The following is a 26,261-nucleotide window of genomic DNA, read 5'->3' as shown; positions in this document are numbered from 1 at the left end:
CATGAACGGCGGCAGCCCCTCCGAGCTAGCGGAGAGTATGGCCGACGTTCGCGAGTACGTCGCGGAGTTCGACACGGAGCCGCCGGAGTTCGCGGCGAACGCGTTCGTCATCCAGCGCGACACCGAGGCGGAGGCGAAGGACGAACTGGAGAACATCATCGAGAACGCGACCGACGAACAGGTCGAGGCGTTCAAGGAGCAGGTGAAGCAGGCCGGGCAGTCCACGGCGGCGGGCGACGGGATGTGGGCCGACTCGGAGTTCGAGGACCTCGTCCAGTACAACGACGGCTTCAAGACCGGGCTCATCGGCACGGAGGCCCAGATCGTGGAGCGCATCCGCGAACTGGACGCCATCGGCATCGACATCGTTCTCGCGGGATTCCTGAACTACGACTGGGAGCTCGAACAGTTCGGGGAGACAATCATCCCCGCCGTCGAAGACGCGGAACCGCTCCCGGAGCGCGAGCCCGCCGCCGTCGCGGACGGCTAGGCGAAGTACTCGGCGAGGCGCTCGGCGGCCGCCTCGACGCGCGGCGTGACGAGCGCGAACCGGAACCACTCGCTCCGGGACTCGCCGAACGCCGACCCCGGCATTCCGGCGACGCCGGCCTCGTCGACGAGCTGTTTTGTATTTTCGAGTGTGCCGGGGTAGTCGGGGAACTTCGCGAGCACGTAGAACGCGCCGTCCGGTTCGGTGTACTCCGCACCCGCGGCGTCCAGGGCGGTGGTGAACGTCCGGACGCGCTCGCGGAGGCGGTCGCGGTTCTCCGCGTGGTAGTCCGGACTCGTCTCCCGGAGCGCGTTCAGGACGGCGTACTGACCGGGCCGGGTCGTGGAGACGTTCGTCAGCATGTTCCGCGCCCGAACGGCGGGCACGTGCTCGCGCGGGAGAACCGTGTAGCCGACTCGGAACCCCGTGATCGCGTGGGTCTTCGAGTAGGAGTTCGTGACGATGACGTGTTCGGAGTCGAACTCCAGAGCGCTCGTGAACGCGCCGTCGAGCACGAAGTGGTCGTACACCTCGTCGCTCACCAGGATCGCGTCGTACTCCTCCGCGACCGCGACGAGTTCCCGCATCGTCTCCTCGCCGTACACCGCTCCCGTGGGGTTGTTCGGCGTGTTCACGACGATGGCGGCGGTGTCGTCGCTCGCGGTCGCGCGCACGTCCGCGGGGTCGAGCGCGCCGTCGTCGTCCACGGGTACGAACGACTGCTCGCCGCCGAGCATCGTCGTCTTCCCCGGATAGTAGGGGTAGACGGGATCAGTGAGGATGACCTCGCTGCCCGCGTCGCGTTCGAGCGCGCGACCCATCGCGAGGTAGTTCGCCGCGCCGCCGCCGTTCGCGACGATGACGCGCTCCGCCTCGACGCCCCGGCGCGCGGCGATTTCCTCTCGGAGCCCGCGGAGACCCGCGCTCGGCGCGTACTGGAAGTCGTCGCCGCCGAGGTCGGCGTACTCGTGCAAGCCCTCGCTGATGCCGTCCGGCGACCCCCAGTCGGGGTTCCCGGACACCATGTCCACCACGTCGCGCTCGGCGTTCTCCGCGTACGACATCACCTCGAAGAACAGCGGCTCCTCGTACTCCATACCCCGACTGGGGACTCGACCCCCCTCGCTCTTTCGGCGCGCCACCGCCACCGCCGCCGGCACCTATTTTCCCCCGGCGGCGGAAACCCGGAGTATGCGAAACCACGCCCGCGACCCGCCGATAGAGGAGACGCTCGGGGACGCGCTCCGCGAGCGCGGCGACACCATCGCCACCACCGAGTCCTGCACGGGCGGCCTCGTCGGCTCCCTCCTCACTGACATTCCGGGGTCGTCGGACTACTTCGACCGGACGTACTGCACGTACACGTACGACGCGAAACTCGACACCGGCGTCACCCGCGAGGCGCTCGACGAGCACGGCGCGGTCAGCGAACCCGTCGCGCGCCAGATGGCGCAAGCGGTTCGAGATTCGGCGGGGACGACGTGGGGCGTCTCCACCACCGGCATCGCCGGCCCGTCCGGTGGCACGCCCGAGAAGCCCGTCGGCACGGTCTACATCGGCGTCGCGCACGCCGGCGACTGGGGGAGCGCCGAGACGTACACCCGCGTCGAGCGCCACGAGTTCGACGGCGACCGCCGCGACATCAAAGAGAAGATAGCCCGGCGCGCCCTCCGCACCGTCGAGAACGAACTCGAATGAACAAGAAAGACCACGTCCTCAACGGCCTCCTCCTCGGCGTCGGCCTGGGCTACGTCCTCCACCCCGCCGGCGACGTGGAGACGCTCCGCACCGTCGCCGCCGCGACCATCCCGGTCGTGCTCGGCGCGCTCTTCCCCGACGTCGACACCGACTTCGGCCGCCACCGCAAGACCCTGCACAGCCTCCCCGTGCTCGCCGTGTTCGTCGCGTACCCCTACGTGTTCGACAACCTCCACTGGGTGTGGGTCGGCGTGCTCACCCACTACGTGCTCGACGTGGTCGGGAGCAAGCGCGGCATCGCGCTCTTCCACCCGCTCTCGGACAAAGAGTACGGCCTCCCCATCGGCGTCAGCACCGTGAGTAACTACGCGACACTCGTCACCATTGTCATCACCGCGCTCGAACTCGCCGTCGTCTGGGCGGCCATCACGTACGCGCCCCAGTACCTCCCGAGCGGGTTCGACGTGGCCGTGAACGCCCTCTAGTAGACGCGCACGTCGTCGAACCGGCCGTCGTACGCGATGTGGCGGGGATGCGTCGGTTCCATCCCCGAGAGGAGGATGCGGTCGATTTTCTCGTAGGTGTTCTCCCAGCCGAGGTGCGCGAACTCCGCGTAACACCGCGCCTCGTGCGCGAGACCCGACTGGTGGTCGACGACGCGGCGCGCGCCCGATCGGAGCGCCTCGACGAGCGCGTCCTCTGCGGTGACGTCCTCGCTGAACGTCGTCCACGCCTCCCCGACCGTCCCGGGGAGGTGGGCGTACGACGACCCGAACGCGGGGAGGTCTTGGGCGCGCGCGAGGCGTTTCGCGCGGCGGCGGTGGTGCGCGAGGAACTTCGGGTTGTACGTCTCGACGGCGTCGATGCGGTCGCGGTAGCGCTCCACGTCCGCCGACGACAGCGACACGGTCAGGAACGCCGGATGCGGGGCGAGCACGGCCGCTCCCTGGCGCTCGAACTCGTCCAGCGCGCCCTCCAGCGTGATGAAGTCCGGAACGGGGTCGTCCAAACCGATGGCGAGGAGGTGGCGGCGGTCGCGCCAGTCGCCCGTGAACACCTCGCGCGCCGGAATCACCGCGAGGTCGTCGTCGCTGAACGCCGCCGCGCGCTCCCGGATGTCGGGAAGGCGCTCGAAGTGCGGCGCGTACACGAGCGCGTCCAGCCCCCGTGATTTCGCGCGTTCGACGACGCCGTCGTCGAGGACTTTCACGTGTAAATCGACCCGGCAGGCTGTCACACCACGCGCTTCTCGACGGAGGGTTTAGCGGCTTGCGGTTCCGCGGCCTTCCGATTTATGCGGGAGGCGTTCCTCTGTCCGGTATGGAGTTGCTCTCCGAGGACATCGTCCCCGAGTACGCCCGCGACGTGAAACACGAGGCCCGTGAGTTCGCCGAGGAGCACATCGCGCCGAACGCCGAGGAGTACTACCGGACCGGCGACTACCCCTGGGAGGTTCTCGAAGCCGGCCAGGACGCCGGACTGGTCGCGCAGGACATCGGCGAGGAGTACGGCGGCCGCGGCCTCGACGTGGTGCAGATGCTCGCGATGGCGGAGGAGTTCTACCGCGCGGACGCCGGCATCGCGCTCACGCTCCAGCTCGCGTCGTTCGGCGCGGAGATGCTCGAACAGTACGGCACGGACGAGCAGAAGGAGGAGTACCTGCGCCCGCTCGCGGAGGGCGAGCAGATCTCGGGGCTCGCGGTGTCCGAACCCGACGTGGGGAGCGACCTCGCCGGCATGCAGACCACCGCCGAGAAAGACGGCGACGAGTACGTGCTGAACGGCGAGAAGTACTGGATCGGCAACGGCGTGGAGGCGGACTGGATCACGGTGTACGTCAAGACGGCGGACACCGACGACCGCTACATGAACTACTCGCTGTTCATCGTCCCCACCGATTCTGTGGGGTACGACGCCGAGCACATCCCGGAGAAGATGGGGATGCGCGCGTCCAAGCAGGCCCACATCGTCTTCGACGACTGCCGGGTTCCCGCGGAGAACCTCATCGGCACCGAGGGCGGCGGGTTCATGATGCTCGCCGACTTCTTCAACCACGGCCGCGTCGTCGTCGGCGGACACGGCCTCGGACTCGCCGCCGCCGCGTTCGAGGAGGCCTGGGAGTTCGTGCACGACCGCGAGGAGTTCGGCCGCCACGTCAGTGACTTCCAGGCCGTCCAGCACGGACTCGCGGACATGCGCCTCGAATTCGAGGCCGCGCGCGCCCTGAACTACCGCGCCGCCGAGAAAGTCCGGGACTACGACAACCCCGGCCTCTGGGCCGCGATGGCGAAAACCAAATCCACCGAGGTCGCCCGGGACAACGCCCAGCAGGGCATGCAGTTCCACGGCGGCCGCAGCATCCTCACCGACCGCCGCATCGCCCGCGTCTACCGGGACGTCCGCATTCCCGTCGTCTACGAGGGCGCGAACGAGATTCAGCGCAACCTCGTGTATCGGCAAAGCGGCGAGTAGCGCGAGCCGCTTTCCAGCGAATCTCTGATTTGCGCAAGTATGGGGAGTGAAACGACCCGGACGCAGCTGAGCTTTGCTCAGCGCAAGTCACGCGAGCGAGCGGGGCGAGCGAGTGTGAGGCGAGTAGCGCGAGGCGCTTTCGGCGGCTCTCGGAGTCTGCGGCTCGGGGGGACGGCAAGGCTTATCCCGGAGTTTCGGTTACTCTCGGGTGATGACTGGCTGGGCGTGCGGTATCGGCGGCTGTGACGCGGTGTTCGGCGACGTAGAGTCGCTGCTCGCGCATCAGGCGACCGAGCACGAGCGGCACGAGTGCGCCGTCTGCGGGACGGTCGTGCCGGACGGCTTCTTCGCGATTCGGCACGTGTTCGACGAGCACACGCGCGCCGAGTTCGTGCGGGCGTACGACGCGGACTCGGACGACATCCGGAAGCGCGAGGACGTGAAGAACCGCATCGAGGAGGAGGTGGAGGTGGCGGCGCTCCGGGAGCGTCTCGACCTCTAGGCGGCCACGCCGTTTTTCCGGCCGTGCGTCCTCCGATTGGGGTATGCGTGAGTCCGAAGACGCCGTGCTGCGCGTTCTCTCACAGGCCGGTATCGCCGTCTCCCCGGGTGGTATCGCCGCGAACCTCCGCGAACTCTACGATGTCGACCGTAGCGAAGCGGCGGTCGCGGACGCCCTCGACGCGCTCGAAGACGAGAACTACGTCCGGGCGCTCGACGACACCTACTACCGAATCACCGGCCACGGCCGGGACTACGTCACGAGCGAGTTCGGCGACGACGCGCCCGGCTACGTCGAATAAAACCCGGGGACTGCGAACCTGTTCCGCGAGAGAAGCGAGTTGAGTTAGACGCGCGTGCTACCGTTCTTCGGAGTCGAGAACGCGAATCTGGTCGCCGCGGACGGTGACCGGAATCGGGACGGTGGCTTCGTAGAGCTCGACGGTGACCTGGTCTTTGCCTTCGTCGATCCGCTGAACCTGGGCTTTCTCGCCCTTGAACGGGCCGGCGATGAGTTCGACGATGTCGCCTTCGGCGATGCCCTCGACGTCGGGCTTGGGGCTGAGGAAGTGCTCGACCTCGCTGATGGAGGACTCGCCGGGGACGAGGCTGCGCGCGTGCGGGATTTCCTCCATGACGCGGTTGAGGACGGCGGATCCCTCTGCTTCGACCATCACGTAACTCGTGAGGGATTCCGGGGAGAGCACGGCGTGAATCTCGGGTTCCTCGCGGTTCGCGATCATGCTCGCGACGGTCTGCTCCTGGCTGGCCGTGGTTTTGACTGCGTACACGCCCATGTTAGACACCCGGGATGAATCCCATCGTGACACCGATGATGAATCCCATCAGGCCGACGAGGAGGATGCCGGCGCCGGCGATGAGCGCGATCTGGGAGAACTCGTTCCACGACGGCGTGCTCGCGAGTTTGAGCACCCGCGTGTACGCGGAAGGCTCTAAGGGAACGTCCATACTCCCGGTTCGGCGTCACCGCATTTCTATCTATTGATGCTGTGTTCGTCCGTGGGCGAGGAGACTGGAGTTACTCGACGTAGTCGATGTCCTCGATGCCGCCGTCCGCGTCGCCGTCGGGTTCTTCGTCGGGTTCGGCTTGGTCGCCGTTCCGACCGTAAATCTGGGGGCTTTCGACGCCGGTGACGACGACCATGGTGCGCATGGTGCCGTCGAGTTCCTCGTCGATGCTGGTTCCCCAGATGATGCGGGCGTCGGGGTCGATGCGGTCGTAGATCTCCTCGACGACGCCCTCCGCCTCTTCGATGCTCATGTCGGGGCCGCCGGTGACGTTGACGAGCGCGCTGTTCGCGCTGGAGATGTCGACGTCGAGGAGGGGGGAACGGAGCGCGGACTTGACGGAGTCGACGGCTTTCGCGTCGGAGTCCGCTTCGCCGAGTCCGATCATGGCGACGCCGCCCTTCTCCATGACGGTGCGGACGTCCGCGAAGTCGAGGTTGACGAGGCCGGGTTTGGTGATGAGTTCCGTGATGCCCTTCACGGAGCGCATGAGGACTTCGTCCGAGATCTTGAACGCCTGCCGGACGGGGAGTTTCCCGACCGAATCGAGGAGGCGGTCGTTCGGCACGACGATGACCGTGTCGGAGACGTCGCGGAGTCGTTCGAGGCCGGCTTCGGCGTTGGTGCGGCGGACTTCGCCTTCGGCGGTGAAGGGCGTGGTGACGATGCTGATGGTGAGCGCGCCGATCTCGCGGGCGGCTTTCGCGACGACGGGCGCGCTGCCGGTGCCGGTGCCGCCGCCGAGGCCGGCGGTGACGAACACCATGTCCGAGCCGTCGAGCGCCTCGCTGATTTCGTCCTGACTCTCGATGGCGGCTTCCTCGCCGACCTGCGGGAGCGACCCGGCGCCGCGGCCCTTCGTCTTCTCCTGGCCCATGAGGATTTTCACGTCGGCGTCGGTGTCCACGAGGTGCTGGACGTCGGTGTTCGCGGCGACGAGTTTCGCGCCGTGGATGCCCTCCTCGGCCATGCGGTTCACGGTGTTCGACCCCGCGCCCCCGCAGCCGACGACGGTGATGTTCGTCTGTAGCTCCTCGAGGACGTCCATCAGTTCCTCGTCGCTCATCCGACCGGACGCGTTCGCGGCGGACTCAGCTGCCGCGTTCGAGGCCTCTGGTTCCTCCTCGGCCTCGTCGATCGCGTCCTCTACGATAGAGTCCATAGTTGGGTGTTGGGTAAACGAACGAGGTTTAATTACCTTTCCCCCTTGCGTCCGACGCGTGTCAGACGCGGTATCGGGCGGTCTGCTCTCGGGACACGTCCCCGGGAGTGACGGTCTCCCCATCGACCTCCACCGGCTGTCCGCCGGCGAGCCGTCCGAACTTCGGGCCCTCGGGAACGCCCGCGTCCTGCGCGAGGTCGGGGTCGAACGCGACGTCGGTGACGACCACTTCGTCCGGTTCGACCTCGACTGCGTCGTACTTCTCGCGGAGGAGGTCGGCGAGCCGCTGGACGTATTCGTCGTAGGCCTCGCGGTCGGGGAACGCGCTCCGTCCCTCGACGCGATTCCCGTTCTCCGTCGTCTCGTACGCCACTGTCGTCTCCCGCGCGATTCGGCGGGCGCGCTCCGCGTTGACGCTGTGCGCGTCCGCCCAGAGGTCGTCCGGCAAATCCACGATGACGTACTCCCCGCTCGCGTTCTCGCCGAACCGCAGGCCGTCGTCCACGCTCGCGAACTCGTCCTCCAGCGCCCGCACGAGGTCGAGCGGCACGCCGTCGGTCTCCCGCACCCACGTCTCGCTCACGACGCGATACCCGAGGTCGTCGATGGTCGTTTCGAGGCCGGGTTTCTCGCCGTCCACGACCGCGTACTCCGTGTCGGTCGCCGCGAACGCCCGGTCGATGGTGTCGCGGTGTTCGCCGGGCGCGCCCATGTCGTCGAGACACCACTCGGCCGCGACGTGCCCGAACCCCCACTCGGTGTCCGCGACGATTCTGGTGGGGCGCGGGACGTAGTGCCCGCCGCCGAACCCGACGAGCGACCGCCCGCCCTGCGGCTCGACCCCCGACATGTCGAGGATTGCCCGGGCGACCGCTCGCGCGGCCGCGTCGTCCCGCCACTCGTCCTCGCTGCTGCCGAGTTCCGCGAACAGCGACGGCGCGCCCACCTCGGTCGGCCCGTGGTGCGTGCACTCCATCCCGACCTCGTACTCGTCGGGGGCGTGCTCGCGGAAGCCGTCGAGGAGCGCGCGGTGCGCCTCGGGCGCGGCCTCCGCGAGCGCGTAGTCCTCGCCGCCGAACTCGCCCGGCCCGAAGTTCCCGGTGTGGTGCGCCGTCAGGAGGGGGCCGGTGTCGCCCGAGTGCCGGGACGCGAACACCACGAGGTCGGGGTCGGAGAACGCCGCCGCGACGCCGTCGAGTTCGACGTGCCAGTCCTCGAACTCCCGGAGTTCGAACCCGTCCCGATGCCACGCGCCCCCCGCGTTCGTCCAGTCCGCGATGTCCCTGAGTTGTTCGCCGATAGCGACGGACGCTTCGTCCGCGCGACTGACGACCACGCCTATCATCGTTCTCCTCCTGGCGCGTCGCGGGTTTGAGCGCGTCGAAGTTTGGAAGGGCTTAACAGCGCCCTCGCGTAAGTCGGGCGCATGAGCGCTATTCCCGTTCTCCCGTTCCCTGCGGGAGTCGAACGCGGCATCCTTCTCGTCCTCTCGTTCGCGTTCCTTCTGCTCGGCGCGGAAGTGTTCACGAACAGCGTCGAGTGGCTCGGCCATCGCCTCGGCGTCTCCGAGTCCGCGACGGGAAGCATCCTCGCTGCGGTCGGCACCGCACTCCCCGAGACCCTCATCCCCGTCATCGCCATCATCCAGGGCGGCGAGTCAGCGTCGCACGTCGGCGTCGGCGCGATTCTCGGCGCGCCCTTCATGCTCGCGACCATCGCGATGTTCCTCGTCGGAACCAGCGTCTACTACTTCCGGGCGCGCCGCACCCACGGCCCGGAACTCCACTTCAACGAGGCGACGACGCGCCGCGACCTCTCCTTCTTCCTCGTCGGATACGTCATCGCGTTCACCGCCGCGTTCGTCCCCGAGGGCGGCTTCGGCCTCGGGCAGGAGACCGTTCAGTACGGCTTCGGCGCCTCGCTCATCCTCCTCTACGTCTTCTACCTCTACCAGTCCCTGCAGGCGGGGGAGCTCGTGGAGTCCGAAGACCTCGACGCCCTCCACTTCGGCCTCATCTTCGAGCGGTTCGCCGCCCGCCTCGGCTACGACCCCCGCGAGCACGGTGAGAACCCGCACGTCTTCTTCGTCGCGTTCCAGACGCTGTTCGCGCTCGGCATCATCATCGGCGGCGCGCACCTCTTCGTCACCGAAATCGAGTGGGTGTCGAAGGAAGTCCTCGACGTCCCGGTCGCCATCGTCGCGCTACTCATCGCGCCGCTCGCCACCGAACTCCCCGAGAAGTTCAACAGCGTGCTCTGGATAAGCCGCGATAAGGACACGCTCGCCATCGGGAACATCACGGGCGCGATGGCGTTCCAGGGGACGCTCCCGGTCACGCTCGGCATCGTCTACACGGACTGGGATCTCACGCTCGCCTGGGGGACGACGGGCTTCCTGAACGCGTTCTCCGTCATCCTCGCCGTCATCTCAGGCGGTATCCTGTACGCTCGCGCCCGGAGCGCCCACGACGACCCGATGAGCTTCAAGCCGTTCCTCATCGGCGGCGTGTTCTACGCGGCGTTCATCGCGCTCCTCGTGTACTTCGTGGTGTTCCTCGGTATCACCACCGGAGGCCACTGATGGACGTCTACGGACTCGTCGGGAACCCCGTCGGGCACTCGCGCTCCCCGCCGATGCACGAGGCGGCCTACGACGAACTCGGCATCGACGCCCGATACGTCACGTTCGAACCCGCGGAACCCAACATCGCGGACGCCGTCGCGGGCGCTGACGCGCTCGGCATTGCGGGCCTGAACGTCACGGTTCCGTTCAAGCGGGACGTGCTCGACCTCGTAGAGCCCGACCCGCTCGCTGAGCGCATCGGCGCCGTCAACACCATCGACTTCTCCGGGGACACTCCGACGGGGCACAACACCGACGCCGGCGGCGCGCGGCGCGCGCTCACCAGTCACGGCGTCGCGTTGGACGGCGCGAACGCCGTGCTCGTCGGCGCTGGCGGCGCGGGACGCGCCATCGCGTTCGCGATCGCCGACGCCGGCGCGTCGGTCGCCATCGCGAACCGCACCGTCGAAACCGCCGCGTCGCTCGCCGCGGACGTCGGCGACGCCGCGAGCGCGCACGGCCTCGACGCCGTCCCAGGTCTGCTCGCTGACGCGGACGTGCTCGTGAACGCGACGAGCGTCGGCATGGGCGAGGACGCCTCGCCCGTCCCCGCGAACGCGCTCCACGCGGGGCTCACGGTGATGGACGCCGTGTACAGCCCGCTCGACACCCGCCTCCTCCGGGACGCCCGGGACGCGGGCGCGGACACCGTGGACGGCGCGTGGATGCTGCTCTATCAGGGCGTCGAGGCGTTCGAGCGCTGGACGGGTCGGGACGCCCCCGTGGACGCGATGAACGCCGCACTGCGGGCACGGCTTTAAGTGAGAGCCGGGCTTACGCCCGATTCATGGGACTGCTATCCGCACTCAAGTCGATGCTCGGCCTCGGATCCGACGAGTCCGGGCGCAACGGGAGCGTCGACGTGACCGTCGAACGCGAACGCGAGGAGGAACCGGTCGCGGGGGAGACGGACGCGTCGGCGTCGACGGAGTCGCTCGTGGAAGAGCACGTCGAGGACGGGGAGAAGGTCGCGGAGTCGGAGCGCGCCGAACCCGCGGAAGCCGGGGCAGGCCAACCGGAAGCCGGAGACGAGACGGCCGACTTGGACGAAGCCGGCCCCGACACCGGCGGCGAAAGCGAGGCAACTCCTGCCACCGATGACGAGCCCGTTGCGGAGGAGACGGACGCGTCGGCGTCGACGGAGTCGCTCGTGGAAGAGCACGTCGAGGACGGGGAGAAGGTCGCGGAGTCGGAGCGCGCCGAACCCGCGGAAGCGGGCGCTGGGCAGCCCGAGGCGGACGACGAGACCACAGACATCGACGAGGTCGAACCGGACGCGGAGAGCGAGTCCGCGCCCGACGAGGAGGGCGCGGAGGCCGTGAAACTCCTGAAGGGGATCGGGCCGGCGTACGCGGAACGCCTGCACGACACCGGTGTCGAGACGGTCGCCGACCTCGCGGACGCTGACGCTGACGAACTTGGCGACGAAATCGACGTGTCGCCCTCGCGCGTCCAGCGCTGGATCGACCGCGCGCAGGAGCGACTACCCTAAGTTCGCGGCCCCCGATTCTCCCGTATGGATTCCGCCGTCGTCACCGACCGCGAGCGCTTCGAGCGCGCCGCCGGCGACGGCGTTCGCGTCCCCGTCGAACTCCGCGTCGAGGGCGTGAAACCGTTCGACGCGTACCGGCGCGCCCGCGGCGACGACCCCGGGTTTTTCTACGAGACCACGGGCGGGAGCGACGGCTGGGGGTACTTCGGCGTCCAGCCGGACGCGTTCCTCGAAACGGACGACGGCGCGCTCGAAACCCTCCGCGAGTTCGAGACGGACACGCTCGCCCGCGCGGGTTGTGACGTGCCGTTCCCCGGCGGGTACGCGGGCTGGCTGTCCTACGACGCCGCGCGCGAACTCGAAACCCTCCCCGACTCCGCCGCGGACGACCGCGGTCTCCCCCGCCTCCAGTTCGGTCGGTACGACGCGCTCGCGGCGTGGCCGGAACCCTTCGACGGCGACGTCCGCGTCGTCGCCGCCCCGCGGGACGCCACGTTCGACGAGGCCGTCGCTCGCGCGGACGAACTGGTCGAACGCGTCCAAACGGGCGACCCCGGTGTGTCGAAACCGGACGTATCACCGGGGCCGTTCGTCTCCGAGTGCGGCCGCGAGGCGTTCGCAGAGCGCGTGCGCGACGTGAAGGCCGCCGTCCGGGACGGCGACACCTTCCAGGCGAACGTCAGCCAGCGCCTCGCCGCGCCCGCGAGCGTCCACCCCGCCACAGTCTACGCCGCGCTCCGCGACGCGAACCCCGCGCCCTACTCCGGACTCGTGGAGTTCCCGGGCGTCGACCTCGTCTCCGCCAGCCCCGAACTCCTGCTCGAACGCGACGGCGACCGCCTGCGGACGGAACCCATCGCCGGCACCCGCCCCCGGGGCGACACGCCCGCCGCGGACGACGCGCTCGAAGCGGAACTCCGGGGCGACGAGAAGGAGCGCGCCGAACACGCGATGCTCGTCGACCTCGAACGCAACGACCTCGGGAAGGTCAGCGAGTACGGGAGCGTCGAGGTCGCCGAGTACCGCCGCGTCGACCGGTACTCCGAGGTGATGCACCTCGTGAGCGACGTGACCGGCACGCTCCGCGACGACCAGTCGCTCGCGGACGCCGTCGCCGCCGTCTTCCCCGGCGGCACCATCACGGGCGCGCCGAAACCGCGGACGATGGAGCTCATCGACGCGGTCGAAGCCACCCGCCGCGGCCCCTACACCGGAAGCATGGGCCTCGTCGGGTTCGACGGCCGCGCGGTCTTGAACATCGTCATCCGCACGCTCGTCCGCCACCGCGAGGAGTACCACCTCCGGGTCGGCGCGGGCGTCGTCCACGACTCCGACCCCGCCGCCGAGTACGACGAGACGCTCGCGAAAGCCCGCGCGCTCGTCACCGCATTGGACGACGCCCTGGAGGCGTCGCTGGAGGTGGAGTCGTGATTCTCGTCGTCGACAACTACGACTCGTTCGTCTACAACCTCGTCCAGTACGTCGGCGACGCGCTCGCCGACTCGGGCCGCGACCCCCGCGACGCACTCCGCGTCGAGCGCAACGACGCCCTCACGCTCGCCGACGTGCGCGCCCTCGACCCGGACGGCATCGTCGTCTCCCCGGGGCCGGGAACGCCCGCGGACGCCGGCGTCTCCACGGCCGTGTTCTCGCTCGACTACCCGACGCTCGGCGTCTGCCTCGGCCACCAGGCGCTCGTCGCCGCGAACGGCGGCCGGGTCGGCCACGCCCCCAGCGTCGTCCACGGCAAACCCTCCACCATCGCGCACGACGGCCGCGGCGTCTTCGCCGGCCTCCCCGACGCGCTCTCCGTCGGCCGCTACCACTCGCTCGCCGCGACCGGCGACCTCCCCCGGGCGTTGGAGGCGACCGCGCACACCGCCGACGACCGCGACCTCGTGATGGCCGCCCGCCACCGCGAGAAACCGCACGTCGGCGTCCAGTTCCACCCTGAGAGCATCCTCACCGACGGCGGAAAACAGATGATCCGAACCTTCCTCCGGACATGTTATACAGCGTAGACGGCGACCTCGTCCCCGCCGCCGACGCCACCGTGAGCGTCCGCGACCGCGGGTTCCAGTACGGCGACGCCGTCTTCGAGACGATGCGCGCCTACGACGGCCGCGTCTTCCGGCTGGACGCCCACCTCGACCGCCTCGCGAACTCCTGCTCGCTCCTCGGCATCGACCACGAACTCCCAGCCGAGACCTTCCGCGAGCGCGTCCGGGAGACGCTCGACGCGAACGACCTCGCGGAGGCGTACGTCAAACTCAGCGTCTCACGGGGCGTCCAGCCCGGCAAGCTCGACCCCGACCCGGCGACCGACCCGACCGTCGTCGTGCAGGTGCGCGAACTCGACCGCGAACCGACGTGGGGCGCGCCCGCCACGCTCGAAACCTCGTCCGTCCAGCGCGTCCCGCGCGAGGCGATTCCCGCCGCCGCGAAGACCCACAACTACCTCAACGGCGTCCTCGCGCGCCGGAGCGTGAACGCCGACGAAGCCCTCCTCCTCGACGCCAGCGGGTCGCTCACGGAGGGCGCGACGAGCAACGTCTTCTTCGTCCGCGACGGCGTCCTCCGCACGCCGAGCCTCGACGGCCCGATTCTCCCCGGCATCACCCGCGAGGTCGTCCTCGACGTCGCCCGCGACGCCGATATTCCCGTCGAGACCGGTCGCTACGACCCCGCGGCGCTCCGCCGGGCGGACGAGGTGTTCCTCACGAACTCCACGTGGGAACTCCGCCCCGTCCGCCGATACGACGACACCACGTACGAGGCGTTCCCCGTGACGGAGCGCCTGCACGACGCGTACCGGGCTAGAACTCGACGTTCGACGTAGACGCCAGGTCGGCCGGGTCGGACTCGATACCGCCCGTCCGCACGAACGCGTAGTCGTCGTCCACGAGGTAGACGCCGCCGTCGCGAACGTCGATGTCGATGCGGTCGAGTTGCGCGCCCTCGCAGGGCCCGAACGTGCAGACGCCCGTGTCCTGCTCGAACATCGCGCCGTGGTTCGCGCAGACGAGTTCGCCGTTCCGAACGGGCGCGCCGCTCCCCTTGTCGAGTCGGATGTGCGTGAAGTGCATGCAGCGGTTCACGTACCCCTCGACGCCGTCCTCGGCGCGCGTGAGAACCGCCTCGTCCTCGCCATCCTCGCCGTCCACCGTGAACAGGAACGTCGAATCCGCGGGCACGGTCGCGGCCGCGGTGATTCGTTCGCCGTCGCTCATACGACCGCTCGCCGTCGCACGAACTAACGTCCACCGATGGACACTAAGCACCGCCAACCCAAACCCCGGTATGCCAGAGCGGACGACCCGCGAACGCATCGCCGACGCCCTCCGCGAGCAACCCGGCACCCCGAGTTCGCTCGCGACAGAGTTCGCCATCACCGCGCACGCCGCGCTCCGCCACGTCGAACACGTCGCGAAATCACTCGACGGCACGGACGAAGAACTCCTCGTCCGCCCGCCCGAGTGCGAGGAATGCGGGTTCAACGACTTCGACGACCCCCTCAACCTCCCATCGCGCTGTCCCGAGTGCAAACACGAAGGGATCGAGGAACCCGCGTTCAAGATAGCGTAGCGGCGGCGCGGCGCGGCGCGACCGCGGAGGCGGCGCGGGCGGCGGCTTTTTCCTCCACCGTCGGACGCGAAAGCGTCCGACTGGCTCCCGTTCTCTCGCTGACTCGCTCACGGGAACAGGTTTTCGGGGGCGCAAAGCGCCCCCGCAAAAAGTGGAAGGAAAAAGACCTTACCGCGGCCGGGGTATCGGTGGGGTATGAAAGCTGTCGTGCTGGCTGGCGGGTACGCGACGCGGATGTGGCCGATTACGAAGCATCGGCCGAAGATGTTCCTGCCTGTCGGCGAGTCTACTGTTATCGACCGGATTTTCTCGGAGTTGGAGGCGGACGACCGCATCAGTGAGGTGTTCGTGTCGACCAACGAGCGGTTCGCGGACGATTTCGCGGCGCATTTGCGGGAGGCGGGATACGAGAAGACGACGCTCTCCATCGAGGACACGACGGAAGAAGACGAGAAGTTCGGCGTGGTGGGGGCGCTGAATCAGTTGTTCGAGCGAGAGGCGGTCGAGGAGGACACGCTCGTCATCGCGGGCGATAACCTCATCAGTTTCGACGTGTCCGAGTTCCTGGATTTCTTCGAGGCGAAGGAGTCGCCGTCGCTCGCGGCGTACGACGTGGGGAGCAAGGAGCGCGCGAAATCCTATGGGCTCGTGAGCCTGGACGGCGACGAGGTCGTGGATTTCCAGGAGAAGCCCGCGGATCCGAAGAGCACGCTGGTGTCCATCGCGTGTTACGCGTTCCCCGCGGACACCATCCCGTCGTTCGGCGAGTACCTCGAAGCCGGGGAGAACCCGGACGAGCCCGGGTGGTTCATTCAGTGGCTCCAGAACCGCCAGTCCGTGCACGCGTTCACGTTCGAGGGCGCGTGGTTCGACATCGGCACGCCCGAGTCCTACCTCGACGCGGTCGCGTGGACGCTCGACGGCGACAACCTCGTCGCGGACTCCGCCACCGTCGAGAACACCACGCTCGGTGAGAACGTCCACGTGATGGCCGACGCGAACGTCGTCAACTCCAGCCTCGACAACTCCCTCGTCTTCCCCGACGCGACCGTCGTCGACTGCGACGTCCGCGACTCCATCATCGACGAACAGACGCACGTCGAGAACATCGACTTCGCCGGTGCGCTCATCGGCGCACACACCACGATTTCGAACGGCAAATAACTCAGTCCGTTCCGCCTGCTACGCCAGCCGCGCGTCGGTGAGTTCGACGTGTCCGCGATTGCCGTCCCACACCGCCCCGTATTCGCCCCCGTTTCCAGTTCGGAGTCGCTGACGCGACCCACGCACTGCAAAAATCTGCACCAAAAATGCCGAACGCGCTCTGCGCGTTCGGTTGCAGCTGAGGAACTGACTGCACCGCAACCACTACTCCGAGACTGCGGGGCGGTCGTTACGCCAGTCGTGCGTCCGTGATTTCGACGTGCCCGCGATTTCCCTCCCAGACAGTGTCGTACTCTAGTTCGATGGCGTGGTCGAAGTGGGGGCCGTCGGTGACGAACGTCTCGAACTCCCCGCCCTCGCCGAGGAGGTGGACGCCGTACTCGTCGTTGAGTTCTCGGAGGTCGTCGAGCGCCTGGTGGTCGAGGGTGCGGCCGAGCCAGGATTCGTCGAGTCCGTAGGCGGCGACCTGGAGGATGGTGATTTCGAAGCCGGCGTCGAGCATCGCCTCGCCGAGTGCTTCGGGGTCTTCCTGCCAGAGCGGCGCGAACACCTCACAGTCGAGGCGGTCGGCCATCCCCTGGATGCGGCTGGTCTGGTACTCGCTCTCGATCGCGCCGGCGGTGACGCCCGCGAGACCGCGGTCGAGGTCGGGTGCGAGGTCGCGGAGCGCGGCCTCAAGCGGTTCGAGTTCGCGGTCGCCCTGCGCGCCCGAGTCCTCGGCGTCGAGCGCGTCGAGGTCGCCGGGGTCGACGTTCACGAGCGGGATGCCGATGCTCTCCGCCGCGAGCTCGGTGAGGCTGGTCGCGGGAACGTGGTACATGTAGGAGTCTTCCTCGGGGTGGACGGTGAGGAGGCGGCCCACGTCGAGTCCGTCCTCGAGCGCGCGGTAGAGCGCCCAGTTCGAGTCCTTCCCGCCGGAGAACAACCCCACCCACTGGCCGTCGGTCATACTCGGGGTTCGCGCTCGCCGGGTATAGGGGTCGCGGACTCCCGCTACTCGTCGCCGAGAATCCCGCCGACGCGGATGCCGGCGAGGCTGACGAGCACGCCGCCGACGACGAAGACGGCCAGGCGCTCCTCAGGGGAGAGCACGACGGGCGCGACGGAGAGCGCGCCGAGGTCGACGCCGCCGACGGTGACTGGGGCGAGGACGCTGGCGCGTTCGAGGAAGTAGCCGGCGAACCCGCGGACGACGAGGCCGACGGCGACGACGCCGAACGGGAGGTTCACGTAGTTCGCGCCGACCGCGTCCTCCCGGATGGATTCGTCGATGAGGCGGCCGGTGCTGGCGGCGAGCGCGCCGAGCGCGAGCCAGGGGACGCTGTAGTACGCGAACGCCATCGCGGCGACGAACCCGCCGTCCATCGACGCCGTGTCGGAGACGCCGAGCGCACCCGCGAACACGCCGATGAGCGCGAGGCCGGCGGCGACGACGTACGTGACGATGCTCACGCGGCCCGAGTAGAGGGCGTCCCGGGCCTGGCTCGGGAGGCCGCTCACGGACTCGTCGATGTTCAGGCCCTTGTAGAGGAAGAACACGCCGATGACGGCGGTGATGGCGGCGATGGCGACTGCGAGGCTGCTCGTGAGCGCGAGCAGTATCGGAAAGACCAGGAGGACGACGCCGAGCGGGACGAGTACGGTTCCCCTGAGTTCCTCGTCGGCGAGGAACTGCTTCAGGAGGTAGTACGTGGACTCGATGTCGCGGGCCTGCCGCACCACGACGCGGTCGACCGAATCGACGGGGAGGCGGCTCTCGACGATGGGGACGACGCGCTCGTCGTCCGCGCTGTCCACGACGAGGATGGCGGCGTCCGGGTCGTAGCGTTCGAGGAGGGCGTCCACCTGCTCGGCGATGGTGCGGTCCGCGCCGACGATTGACTCCGCGTTCCCCGACACGACGGCGACTGTGGACTCCTCGCCGTCGTCCCGGAGGTCGCGGCTCACCCGCAGTCCTTCGAGCAGACAGTTCACCGCGGAGTCCTCCGGGTCGGTGACGCCGTACTCCACCACGAGGGACTGCACGGCCTCCCAGCCGGCGACCGGGGCTGTGACGCCGGTCGCGCGCGGCACCGCGCCCGACCGGTCGAGACAGAGGACCAGCGTGTGCATTCAGGTACGTAGACGATGCGCACCCCGCAGTAAAAACTCTCCCGTCTACTTGAACTCGAACCCGAGGTCGTCCGCGCCGACCGTGCTCGCGAGTCCCGCGCCGAACGCGAACGCGAGGGACTGCGCGCCGAACCGCACCCGGGACGCGAGGCCGCGCTGCGGTTCGAACTCTCGCGTCTCCACGCCGACGCCGAGCTCCGATTCGAGGTAGTCGTCCACGGCGTCCCGCGTCCCGAGTTCGTCCACCAACCCGAGGTCTCTCGCGTCCTCACCGAGGTAGACGCGGGCTTCCGTGTCCCGCACCGTCTCCTCGTCCAGGTCGCGGCCGTCGGTCACGCGCTCCACGAACTCCTCGTAGTAGCCGTCCACAATGCCCTGGAGGTACTCGCGTTCCTTCTCCTCCATCTCCTTCAGCGGGACGCCTGCGTCCTTGTACTCGCCCGCGGTGAACTGCTCGTAGGAGAGCCCGAGTTTGTCCATCAACTCGGAGGCGTTCGGCCGCGACCCCACCACGCCGATGGAGCCGACGATACTGCCGTCCCGCGCGAAGATGCGGTCGCAGCCCGACGCGATCCAGTACCCGCCGCTCGCACAGGTGTCCGTCGCGTACGCCACCGTCGGGCCCTCGAACTCCTCGGCCGCGTTCCGGATGTCGTCGCTCGGCACCACCTCGCCGCCGGGCGTGTTCAGCCGAACGACGAGCGCGTCCACGTTCTCGTCCGCGTCCGCGCGCTCCATCTGGTCGACGATGGCGTCCGCCGGCGTGGTTCCCGGCTGCATCGGAACCGAACTCCCGCCGTCACGCGTAATCGGTCCTTCGACGCCGACCTCCGCGACGTTGTACGGCGCGAACACCGACCCCGCGACGTTCGCGCCGAGGCGTCCCACCGCGACGGCGACGCCGATGGCGAGCACGATGCCAAGCAGACGCGCGAGACTTCCCTCAGCGCCCTCTACGAACACCAGCCAGCCCGCGGCCGCGCCCACGGCGAGCGCGAGCACGAACACCGCCAGCCGCCCGACCCGCTTGAACGTCGTATCCATACTGACACGACACGCCGGGGCGTGTTAAAAACTCACCAGTCCGGGCGAGCCGGTGGCTACGCGGACTCGAAAACGGGAGAGAGAAATCCGAGTTATAGGAGACCGGACTTCTGGAGCTTCCGAAGGTCTTCGGTGTCGAGGGTCTCGCCCTCCTGGAACCGCTCGTAGATGTCTTCTGCTTCTTCCTTCGCTTCCTGGCGCTTCGCCTCGCGCTGGGACTGCTTTTCCTCTTCTTCTTCCTTGTCGAGCTCGCGGAGACGTTTCTGCACGCGAACGAAGGCCTCGTGGTGGGCGTCGGCGGCCTCCTGCGCTTCGACGAACGCCTCGTGCTTCTCGTCGGCCTCGTCACGGATGTCGTCGGCCTCTCGGTAGGCCTCGATCATCTCGTTGTGGTGCTTCTGCGCGCGGTCTGCGAGCTCCGTGACCTTCTCGTGGTGCTTCGACGCCTCGGCGCGAACCTCTTCTGCTTCCTCGACGAGCTCGTCGAGCCCCTCGGTCTGGTCGAGCTTCTCCTTGCGCGTCTGGTACTCCTCGCGCTTCTGCTCGATCTTCTCGATGAGTTCGCGCTCGTCCTCGGTCGAGAGGACTTCGGTCTGCTGCTTGAACTCGAGCTGCTCGATCTCCTCCTTGAGCTCTTCGAGGTCTTTGCCCTCGTCGAGTTCGAGGTCGGACTTCCGGTCTTCGACCTCCTCGAAGAGCTCGTTCGCGTCCGCGTTGAGCTCGTTCCGAATCTCCTTGTGCTCCTGCACGCGCTCGTTGAGTTCGTCGCGGTCTTCGCGGTGTTCTTGCGCCGCGTCGACCTTCTCGCGCGTCTTCGCGTTCAGCTCGTCGCGCTTCGATGCGCGCGAGGACGCGAGTTGGTTGAGCTCGTTCCGTCGGTCGCGGAACTGGCCGGCTTTCTTGATAAGCTGGCCTTTGGATTTGTTCTCGAGTTCTTCGTCAGTAATCAGCTCGTCCGCGGACGACACGTCAATAGTTTCTTGTTCTACCATTGTTCAAACCTCGGTTCCATTCCGCCGCTGTGCGCCACACAGGCGTCGCTCGCGAGTTTCTGCGAATCGTCGTAAGTGAAAACGGCCTGTCATTCTCGAGCGGTGCTGGTGAACGCTGGGGCGTTCAGGTATCATCTAGTACCTCCCATAGACATTTAAAATTTGCCCTCAATCGGAGTGTGCAAACAGCTACCACGCGTCCGTTTGCGGGACTCTAGCACGATTTCGGGGAATCCGCGCACACATAAAGACCTTCAAGTGCGAGAGGGGCCGAACGCGGATATGGAAGAAGTCGTGCATGCCCGCGGCCACGAGAACGTCTCCGCCGAACACGCGAGCACGTTCGAGGTCACGACCGACGACTACCTCACGCCCGCCGGCGACTGCATCCTCGCCATCGACGCCGACCGCGCCCCCAGCGACTTCTCGCGCGAGTTCGTCGACGCCTGTCAGGACACTGACTCGACCATCACCGTCGTCCTCGAAACCCCCGACGAACGCGTCACGATTACGGGAAGCGGCCACCCCGACCTCGCGTTCGAGAACCAGCGCGGGCACGTCGGCCGCACCAGCACCTACGTCGACGACCGCACCATCATGGTGGACGCCGACGCCGCGGCCGCCGACCTCCCCCGCGACTTCGTCACGTCTCTCGCCGACGGCGCGCCGCTCACGATGGCACTCCGCGTCGAGTAACCCCGAACCACTTTCCTCGCCGCCCACGAATACGGTGGTATGAGCGACGAGCCAGCCGAGAACATCTCCGGCGGCACCGCGGGCGGCGGCAGCGCGGCCGCGTTCGACCCCGGCGACGCCACCTCCCGCGTCGAGGTGTTCATCGACCGCCTCGGCGAGCGCTACTGGCAGAAGACGTACGGCGGCCAGGACGCCTTCGAGTGCCTCGTCCGCACGATTCTCAGCCAGAACACGTCCGACAAGGCGAGCCAGCCCGCCCACGACGAACTGATGGAGCGGTACGGGCCGGCGTCGCAGCGTGATCCCGACCTCGCGCACGCGCTCGCGAACGCGGGGCAGGACGAACTCGCGGACGCCATCGCGTCCGCGGGCCTCTACAACCAGAAGTCGGAGACCATCATCCGCCTCGCCGGCCGCGTCGTCGAGGAGTACGGCGGCGCGGACGCGTTCGACGAGTTCGTGACGTCCGAGTCGCCCGACGACGTTCGCGACACCCTCCTCGACATGAAGGGCGTCGGGCCGAAAACCGCAGATTGCGTCCTCCTCTTCGCGGGCGGCCGGGACGGCGTCTTCCCCGTTGACACGCACGTCCACCGCATCGCGCGCCGGATGGGGTTCGCGCCGCCGGCCGCCGACCACGAGGACGTCCGGCAGGTGATGGAGGCCGAGGTGCCGGCGTCGAAGTGCGGGTTCGGGCACACGGCGATGATTCAGTTCGGCCGCGAGTTCTGCACCGCGCGCCAGCCCGCGTGCCTGGAGGGGCCGGAGGCGTGCCCGATGAGCGACCTCTGCGACCAGGTCGGCGTCTACCCCCACGACGGCGACGTCGTCGACCCGAGCGAGACCTAGAACGCGAGGAACGCGGGGACGAGCACCGGGACGAGCGAGGAGAGCACCGCGCCGTTGACGAACGCGGGGACGACCGCGCCGTCCCCGGCGGAGTCCTTGACCGCGGGGAGGGTCACGTCCATCGTGGTCGCGCCCCCGGGGGCGATGCCGGCCGCGCGGCCGAAGTGCCGGACGACGAGCGGGAGGCTGGCGAGCGCGAGCACCTCGCGAAAGACGTTCGCGAGGAACGCCAGAGAGCCGAGGTGGACGCCGGCGGCGTCGGTGATGAGGACGGCGGAGAGACTGTACCAGCCGAACCCCGCGCCGACGGCCGCGGCAGCGGTGGTTCTCATCCCGAGCGCGACGCCGACGGCGAGCGCGCCCGCGACGCTCCCGACGGCGATTGACGCGGGGAGCGCGAGGATGGAAACGCCGAGGCGCTTCACTTGCGCGAGGAGCGCGCCGTCCGCGCCGAGGCCGACGCCGACCGCGAACAGCAGGCCGGCGAGCGCGAGCGTCGTCGCGCGCTCGACCAGCGAGAGACTCCCGGCCGGGAGGATTGTCGCGCCCGCGGCGGCGCCGACGACGAGCGCGCCGAGCACGAGCGCGGTGAGCGTCCGAGAATCACCACTCCCGGACTCCACGTCGCCGGCCGCGTCGAACGACGGGAGGAACCCCCGGATGGCGTACGCGCAGGCGACGCTGCCGGCGACGCTTCCGAGCGCGAGCACGAACGCGTACAGCCCGATCTGTCCGAGGTTCGCGACGACGGACTCGCTCGCGCCGAGGCGCAACCCCATCAGGAAGAGCAGAACCACGAGACCAACGGAGATGAGGCGGCCGGCCTGGCGGGCGGCGCGCACGCCGCCGAGTTTCCCAGTCGCCACTCCGGCGAGGAGGGCGGCGAACACGGTGAACATACTCGGACGAGGGCGATGGGAAGGAAATAGTCGTCGTTCAGCCGGCCGCCGTGTGGCGGTTTCGCGTGCGAACGCTCCTCAGAGGTAGCCTTCGGCGGCGAGGCGCTCGACGGCTTCCTCGATGCGGTCTTTGCTCGCGGCGTAGGAGACGCGCGCGTACCCCGGCGTGCCGAACGCGCTCCCCGGGACGGTGGCGACGTGCGCGTCCTCCAGGGCGTTCGTGCACCACGTCTGGTCGTCCTCGTCCACAGGGAGGAGCATGTAGAACGCGCCCTCCGGCACGGAGACGTCCACGCCGTGCTCGGCGAGCAGTTCGACGAGGTGGTCGCGGCGCTCCTCGAACGCCTCTACCATCTCCGTCACGGCCTCGTCCGTGTGCCGGAGGGCTTCGACGCCCGCGTGCTGGACGAAGTTCGTCGCGGAGGAGACGGAGTGCGAGTGCACCTTCCCCGCCTGCGACACCGTGTCCTCGGGCGCGGCGAGGTAGCCGAGCCGCCAGCCCGTCATCGAGTACGCCTTCGAGAAGCCGTTTACGGTGACTGTGCGCTCGAACATCCCGTCGAGCGCGCCGAGCGACACGTGCTCCGCGCCGTAGTTGATGTGCTGGTAGATCTCGTCCGAGATGACGGTGATGTCGTGGTCGACCGCGAGGTCGCGCACGCCCTCCATCGCCGCCCGGGAGTACACCGCGCCGCTCGGATTGCTCGGGCTGTTCACGACGAGGAGGTTCGTCTCGTCGGAGACGGCGTCGGCCAGTTCGTCCAGCGCGGGTTCGAGCTGGAAGTCGTGGGGCGCGAGGTTCACGCGCGTGAGGTCGCCGCCCGCGATCTTCGCCATCGCCTCGTAGGACACCCATGCGGGGTCGAGGAGGACGACCTCGTCGCCGTCGTCGACGAGCGCCTGGAACGTCTCGAAGAGCGCCTGCTTCGCGCCGGGGGTGACGATGACGTTGCTCGCCTCGTAGGGCAGGCCGTCGTCGTTCAGCTTCGACGCGATAGCCTCCTTCAGTTCCGGAATCCCGTTCGACGGCGCGTAGCCCGTGTGCCCGGCTTCGAGGGCGTCCTCCGCGGCCTCGACGACGTTCTCGGGCGTGGGGAAGTCGGGTTCGCCGACGGAGAGGTCGACGACGTCCTCCCCCTGTGCTTCCAGTTCGCTTGCGAGGTTCGACACCGCGAGGGTGGCGCTCGGTTCGACTCGTTCGACGCGGTCTGCGTACTCGGTCATTGTAGTTCCTCCGCGAGGTGAATCGCGCTCTCGACGGCCTCCCGACCCTTCTCCACGCGCTCCCGGGCTTCCGCACCGCTCATCCCCGGGCCGCTCACGCCGAACGCGACCGGCGTGTCCCGCTCCAGGCTCACGTCCGTGAGCTTCTGGGCGGTCGCGTGCGCGATGACCTGGTCGTGGTCGGTGTCACCGGTGACGATAGCGCCGACGACCGCGACGGCGTCCACGTCGTCCCGGCGCGCGAGGCGGTCGGCGGCGAGCGGCGCGTCGTACGCCCCCGGAACGGGGACGGTCTCGACGACGTCCGCATCGCCGTCCGCGGCCGCGTCTCGCGCCGCCTCCGCCATCCCGTCGGTGACGCTGCTGTTGAACTGTGCGACCACGAGGCCGAGAGAGACCATGCCGGAGAGAGCGCGGGACGGGGCTTAGTGCTACCGTCTTCGGAAAGTCTTTGCCCCGCCCAACACGTGCCTTCGGTATGCTTCCGTCCCGCCTCGGCCGCCGACGCGTCGTCGCCGGCCTCCTCGCCCTCACCGCGGCCGCCCTCCTCGTGCGGTTCTGGGCGCTCGGTCTCCGTGCCTTCCACTGGGACGAGGGCCGCGTCGGCTACTGGATACTCCGGTACGCCGAGACCGGCCACTACGACTACGAACCCATCATTCACGGCCCCTTCCTCTACCACGTCAACAAGTACGTCTTCGGGGTGTTCGGCGCGACCGACGCCACCGCCCGCGCGGTCGTCGCGCTCGTCGGCGGCCTCCTCCCGCTCGCCGCGTGGCTGTTCCGCGACCACCTCACCGACCTCGAAGTCCTCGGGTTCGCGGGCTTCCTCGCCATCAACCCCGTCCTCGTCTACTACAGCCGATTCATGCGGAACGACGTCTTGGTCGCCGCGTTCAGCCTGCTCGCGCTCGGCCTGGTCGTCCGCGCGCTCGCCACCGGCCGCCGCTGGTACTGGCCCGCGGCCACCGTCGCGCTCGCCCTCGCGTTCACCACCAAGGCGAACGCCCTCCTCTACCTCGTCTGCTGGGCGGGCGCGCTCGTCCTCGTCGCCGACCACCGCATCCTCGGCGGGGACGAGGGCTGGGTCGCCGACCTCCGAACCTGGCTGTGGAACGCCACCGCCGCGACCGTCGCCTGGCTCGACGGCCTCCGCGACCCCGACGAGCGCGACGGCTCTCTCCCCGACCACCTCGTCGCGGGGTTCGACGCGGTCGCGAACGGCGCGCTCGGCAAGTACCTCCCGCGCGCCGTCGGCCTCGGCCTGCTGTTCTCGCTGGTCACCGCGTTCTTCTTCGCGCCCCGCCCCGGTCTCCTGCACGCCTTCACGAGCGTCGACGGCTTCGAGGCCGCGACCCTCGGCGCGTTCGAGGAGACGTTCGCCGTCTGGGGCGGCGGCCACGAACACAGCTACGTCCAGTTCCTCGAACTCGCCGTCCGCACGCACGCCGCGGTCGCGCTCCCGCTCAGCGCGTTCGCCGTCCTCGGGTTCGTCTACGACCGCTACTGGCTCGGCCGCCGCGACTTCGTGGAGTTCTGCGCGTACTGGGGGCTGTTCAGCGTCGTCGGCTACCCCATCGTCACCGACATCGCCGCGCACTGGTCGGTCGTCCACGCGATGGTGCCGCTCGCCGTCCCCGCCGCGGTGGGGGTCGGCTGGATAGCCGAGCGGGGCGTCGGCTTCTGGCGGCAGGGCGACCGCGTCGGCGCGACCGTCGCCGTCGTCGTCCTCCTCGCCATCGCCGGCTATGCGGGGATGACCGCCTACCAGACCTCGTACGCGAACCCCGCGGACGCCGACAACCCCCTCGTCCAGTACGGCCAGCCCGGGATCGACGACGCCCTCCTCGCAGACCTCGACGCCGCCACGAACGGGGACGAAGACACCGTGCTGTTCTACGGCGAGCACTTCCACACCACGACGGAGCCGTCGCCCTACCTCGTCGAAGACCTCCGCGAGCCGAAGCACTGGACGTGGCGTCTCCCCCTCCCGTGGTACCTCGAACGCTTCGGCGCCGACTCCGAGAGCACGCTCTCCGTCGGCGACGTCGAAGCCGAACAGCCGCCGGTGGTCGTCGCGCTCGCCGACCACTACGACGACCTGAATCCCGTGCTGGAGAACTACACGGCCTACACGTACCGCCTGACCTCGACGGACACCCCGACGGTGTTCTGGATACGGAACGATACGCACGACCCTGCCTAGTTCCCGAACGAGTTCGACAACTC

At 68.7% G+C, this 26,261-nt stretch carries 31 protein-coding genes; 17 read left to right on the top strand and 14 right to left on the bottom strand.

Going from position 1 to position 26,261, the window contains the following annotated elements; all coding sequences use genetic code 11:
- Position 1 precedes the first annotated feature (1 nt).
- The gene (locus FQU85_RS01905) at positions 2-490 is read left to right on the top strand and encodes an LLM class flavin-dependent oxidoreductase (protein WP_240792441.1); all 489 of its coding nucleotides are present in this window, start codon (positions 2-4) and stop codon (positions 488-490) included.
- Here FQU85_RS01905 and FQU85_RS01900 read toward each other — a convergent pair.
- On the bottom strand, positions 487-1,587 hold the full coding sequence (locus tag FQU85_RS01900; protein ID WP_145843860.1) for a pyridoxal phosphate-dependent aminotransferase: 1,101 nt from the start codon (positions 1,585-1,587) through the stop codon (positions 487-489). The two genes, FQU85_RS01905 and FQU85_RS01900, sit on opposite strands and share 4 nt — an antisense overlap.
- 94 nt (positions 1,588-1,681) lie before the next feature.
- On the opposite strand from FQU85_RS01900, the gene FQU85_RS01895 reads away from it, so the two are divergent.
- Positions 1,682-2,188: a CinA family protein gene (locus FQU85_RS01895; protein WP_145843859.1), complete on the top strand. Its 507-nt coding sequence runs from the start codon at positions 1,682-1,684 to the stop codon at positions 2,186-2,188.
- On the top strand, positions 2,185-2,673 hold the full coding sequence (locus FQU85_RS01890; RefSeq protein ID WP_145843858.1) for a metal-dependent hydrolase: 489 nt from the start codon (positions 2,185-2,187) through the stop codon (positions 2,671-2,673). Before FQU85_RS01895 ends, FQU85_RS01890 begins: the two co-directional genes overlap by 4 nt.
- Here the strand turns inward: FQU85_RS01890 and FQU85_RS01885 are convergent.
- On the bottom strand, positions 2,670-3,425 hold the full coding sequence (locus tag FQU85_RS01885) for a PHP-associated domain-containing protein (protein WP_145843857.1): 756 nt from the start codon (positions 3,423-3,425) through the stop codon (positions 2,670-2,672). The two genes, FQU85_RS01890 and FQU85_RS01885, sit on opposite strands and share 4 nt — an antisense overlap.
- An 83-nt stretch (positions 3,426-3,508) precedes the next feature.
- Between FQU85_RS01885 and FQU85_RS01880 the strand changes: the two genes are divergently transcribed.
- From FQU85_RS01880 to FQU85_RS01870, 3 genes are all read left to right on the top strand, one after another.
- Positions 3,509-4,660 (top strand): acyl-CoA dehydrogenase family protein, encoded by a 1,152-nt coding sequence (locus FQU85_RS01880; protein ID WP_145843856.1) that lies wholly within the window; start codon positions 3,509-3,511, stop codon positions 4,658-4,660.
- A 211-nt stretch (positions 4,661-4,871) separates the two neighbouring features.
- On the top strand, positions 4,872-5,162 hold the full coding sequence (locus FQU85_RS01875) for a hypothetical protein (protein WP_145843855.1): 291 nt from the start codon (positions 4,872-4,874) through the stop codon (positions 5,160-5,162).
- Positions 5,163-5,205: 43 nt separating this feature from the next.
- Positions 5,206-5,463: a hypothetical protein gene (locus FQU85_RS01870; protein WP_145843854.1), complete on the top strand. Its 258-nt coding sequence runs from the start codon at positions 5,206-5,208 to the stop codon at positions 5,461-5,463.
- 57 nt (positions 5,464-5,520) lie between these two features.
- Here FQU85_RS01870 and FQU85_RS01865 read toward each other — a convergent pair whose 3' ends face one another.
- The 4 genes from FQU85_RS01865 to FQU85_RS01850 form a co-directional block, all read right to left on the bottom strand.
- Positions 5,521-5,958 carry a transcription elongation factor Spt5 gene (locus tag FQU85_RS01865; protein WP_145843853.1) on the bottom strand — a complete coding sequence of 146 codons (438 nt, stop codon included), beginning with the start codon at positions 5,956-5,958 and terminating at the stop codon, positions 5,521-5,523.
- Between the two features lies 1 nt (position 5,959).
- Positions 5,960-6,130 carry a protein translocase SEC61 complex subunit gamma gene (locus tag FQU85_RS01860; protein ID WP_145843852.1) on the bottom strand — a complete coding sequence of 57 codons (171 nt, stop codon included), beginning with the start codon at positions 6,128-6,130 and terminating at the stop codon, positions 5,960-5,962.
- A 70-nt stretch (positions 6,131-6,200) separates the two neighbouring features.
- On the bottom strand, positions 6,201-7,352 hold the full coding sequence (ftsZ, locus tag FQU85_RS01855; protein WP_145843851.1) for a cell division protein FtsZ: 1,152 nt from the start codon (positions 7,350-7,352) through the stop codon (positions 6,201-6,203).
- Between the two features lie 61 nt (positions 7,353-7,413).
- The gene (locus FQU85_RS01850; RefSeq protein ID WP_145843850.1) at positions 7,414-8,697 is read right to left on the bottom strand and encodes a D-aminoacyl-tRNA deacylase; all 1,284 of its coding nucleotides are present in this window, start codon (positions 8,695-8,697) and stop codon (positions 7,414-7,416) included.
- A gap of 81 nt (positions 8,698-8,778) precedes the next feature.
- On the opposite strand from FQU85_RS01850, the gene FQU85_RS01845 reads away from it, so the two are divergent.
- From FQU85_RS01845 to FQU85_RS01820, 6 genes are read left to right on the top strand one after another with little or no spacing between them, the layout of a single operon-like run.
- Positions 8,779-9,933: a sodium:calcium antiporter gene (locus FQU85_RS01845; protein WP_145843849.1), complete on the top strand. Its 1,155-nt coding sequence runs from the start codon at positions 8,779-8,781 to the stop codon at positions 9,931-9,933.
- Positions 9,933-10,736 (top strand): shikimate dehydrogenase, encoded by an 804-nt coding sequence (locus FQU85_RS01840; RefSeq protein ID WP_145843848.1) that lies wholly within the window; start codon positions 9,933-9,935, stop codon positions 10,734-10,736. Before FQU85_RS01845 ends, FQU85_RS01840 begins: the two co-directional genes overlap by 1 nt.
- A 26-nt stretch (positions 10,737-10,762) precedes the next feature.
- Positions 10,763-11,467: a helix-hairpin-helix domain-containing protein gene (locus FQU85_RS01835; RefSeq protein WP_145843847.1), complete on the top strand. Its 705-nt coding sequence runs from the start codon at positions 10,763-10,765 to the stop codon at positions 11,465-11,467.
- A 24-nt stretch (positions 11,468-11,491) separates the two neighbouring features.
- A complete protein-coding gene (gene pabB, locus FQU85_RS01830; RefSeq protein ID WP_145843846.1) occupies positions 11,492-12,898 on the top strand; it encodes an aminodeoxychorismate synthase, component I in 1,407 nt (468 codons plus the stop codon).
- Complete coding sequence (locus tag FQU85_RS01825; RefSeq protein ID WP_145848682.1) at positions 12,856-13,488, top strand: aminodeoxychorismate/anthranilate synthase component II; 633 nt, start codon at positions 12,856-12,858, stop codon at positions 13,486-13,488. Before pabB ends, FQU85_RS01825 begins: the two co-directional genes overlap by 43 nt.
- Positions 13,473-14,306 (top strand): aminotransferase class IV, encoded by an 834-nt coding sequence (locus tag FQU85_RS01820; RefSeq protein WP_145843845.1) that lies wholly within the window; start codon positions 13,473-13,475, stop codon positions 14,304-14,306. The genes FQU85_RS01825 and FQU85_RS01820 overlap by 16 nt, the downstream gene beginning before the upstream one ends.
- Here FQU85_RS01820 and FQU85_RS01815 read toward each other — a convergent pair.
- Positions 14,284-14,697 carry a Rieske (2Fe-2S) protein gene (locus FQU85_RS01815; RefSeq protein WP_145843844.1) on the bottom strand — a complete coding sequence of 138 codons (414 nt, stop codon included), beginning with the start codon at positions 14,695-14,697 and terminating at the stop codon, positions 14,284-14,286. The genes FQU85_RS01820 and FQU85_RS01815 overlap by 23 nt on opposite strands.
- A 70-nt stretch (positions 14,698-14,767) precedes the next feature.
- Here FQU85_RS01815 and FQU85_RS01810 point away from each other — a divergent pair, with 70 nt between their 5' ends.
- Entirely contained in the window at positions 14,768-15,052 is a 285-nt protein-coding gene (locus FQU85_RS01810; RefSeq protein WP_145843843.1) for a transcriptional regulator, read from the top strand.
- A gap of 195 nt (positions 15,053-15,247) precedes the next feature.
- Entirely contained in the window at positions 15,248-16,216 is a 969-nt protein-coding gene (locus tag FQU85_RS01805; RefSeq protein ID WP_145843842.1) for a sugar phosphate nucleotidyltransferase, read from the top strand.
- Between the two features lie 229 nt (positions 16,217-16,445).
- Here the strand turns inward: FQU85_RS01805 and FQU85_RS01800 are convergent, their stop codons facing one another.
- The 4 genes from FQU85_RS01800 to FQU85_RS01785 all read right to left on the bottom strand — a co-directional run bounded on the left by FQU85_RS01800 (position 16,446) and on the right by FQU85_RS01785 (position 20,364).
- Positions 16,446-17,165: a diphthine--ammonia ligase gene (locus FQU85_RS01800; protein ID WP_145843841.1), complete on the bottom strand. Its 720-nt coding sequence runs from the start codon at positions 17,163-17,165 to the stop codon at positions 16,446-16,448.
- Positions 17,166-17,209: 44 nt separating this feature from the next.
- Entirely contained in the window at positions 17,210-18,328 is a 1,119-nt protein-coding gene (locus FQU85_RS01795) for a DUF373 family protein (protein WP_145843840.1), read from the bottom strand.
- 45 nt (positions 18,329-18,373) lie between these two features.
- Positions 18,374-19,372: a signal peptide peptidase SppA gene (gene sppA / locus FQU85_RS01790; RefSeq protein ID WP_145843839.1), complete on the bottom strand. Its 999-nt coding sequence runs from the start codon at positions 19,370-19,372 to the stop codon at positions 18,374-18,376.
- Between the two features lie 92 nt (positions 19,373-19,464).
- Positions 19,465-20,364 carry a coiled-coil protein gene (locus FQU85_RS01785; protein WP_145843838.1) on the bottom strand — a complete coding sequence of 300 codons (900 nt, stop codon included), beginning with the start codon at positions 20,362-20,364 and terminating at the stop codon, positions 19,465-19,467.
- 282 nt (positions 20,365-20,646) lie between these two features.
- Here FQU85_RS01785 and FQU85_RS01780 point away from each other — a divergent pair, with 282 nt between their 5' ends.
- Complete coding sequence (locus FQU85_RS01780; RefSeq protein WP_145843837.1) at positions 20,647-21,060, top strand: DUF371 domain-containing protein; 414 nt, start codon at positions 20,647-20,649, stop codon at positions 21,058-21,060.
- A gap of 39 nt (positions 21,061-21,099) precedes the next feature.
- Positions 21,100-21,909 carry an endonuclease III gene (gene nth, locus FQU85_RS01775; RefSeq protein WP_145843836.1) on the top strand — a complete coding sequence of 270 codons (810 nt, stop codon included), beginning with the start codon at positions 21,100-21,102 and terminating at the stop codon, positions 21,907-21,909.
- Here nth and FQU85_RS01770 read toward each other — a convergent pair.
- The 3 genes from FQU85_RS01770 to ribH all read right to left on the bottom strand — a co-directional run bounded on the left by FQU85_RS01770 (position 21,906) and on the right by ribH (position 24,433).
- Entirely contained in the window at positions 21,906-22,808 is a 903-nt protein-coding gene (locus tag FQU85_RS01770) for a lysine exporter LysO family protein (RefSeq protein ID WP_145843835.1), read from the bottom strand. The two genes, nth and FQU85_RS01770, sit on opposite strands and share 4 nt — an antisense overlap.
- Before the next feature lie 78 nt (positions 22,809-22,886).
- Positions 22,887-24,032, bottom strand: coding sequence for a pyridoxal phosphate-dependent aminotransferase (locus FQU85_RS01765; RefSeq protein ID WP_145843834.1), 1,146 nt, complete (start codon positions 24,030-24,032; stop codon positions 22,887-22,889).
- Positions 24,029-24,433 carry a 6,7-dimethyl-8-ribityllumazine synthase gene (gene ribH / locus FQU85_RS01760; protein WP_145843833.1) on the bottom strand — a complete coding sequence of 135 codons (405 nt, stop codon included), beginning with the start codon at positions 24,431-24,433 and terminating at the stop codon, positions 24,029-24,031. The genes FQU85_RS01765 and ribH overlap by 4 nt, the downstream gene beginning before the upstream one ends.
- A 77-nt stretch (positions 24,434-24,510) precedes the next feature.
- On the opposite strand from ribH, the gene FQU85_RS01755 reads away from it, so the two are divergent.
- Positions 24,511-26,238, top strand: coding sequence for a flippase activity-associated protein Agl23 (locus FQU85_RS01755; protein ID WP_145843832.1), 1,728 nt, complete (start codon positions 24,511-24,513; stop codon positions 26,236-26,238).
- The last annotated feature ends 23 nt before the right edge of the window (positions 26,239-26,261 follow it).

Origin of the sequence: Salarchaeum sp. JOR-1, assembly GCF_007833275.1 — an archaeon.
In the GTDB taxonomy this organism is placed as follows: Archaea; Halobacteriota; Halobacteria; order Halobacteriales; family Halobacteriaceae; genus Salarchaeum.
Note: the sequence above shows the minus strand (reverse complement) of the source record. Positions and strands in the feature narration are given on the sequence as shown.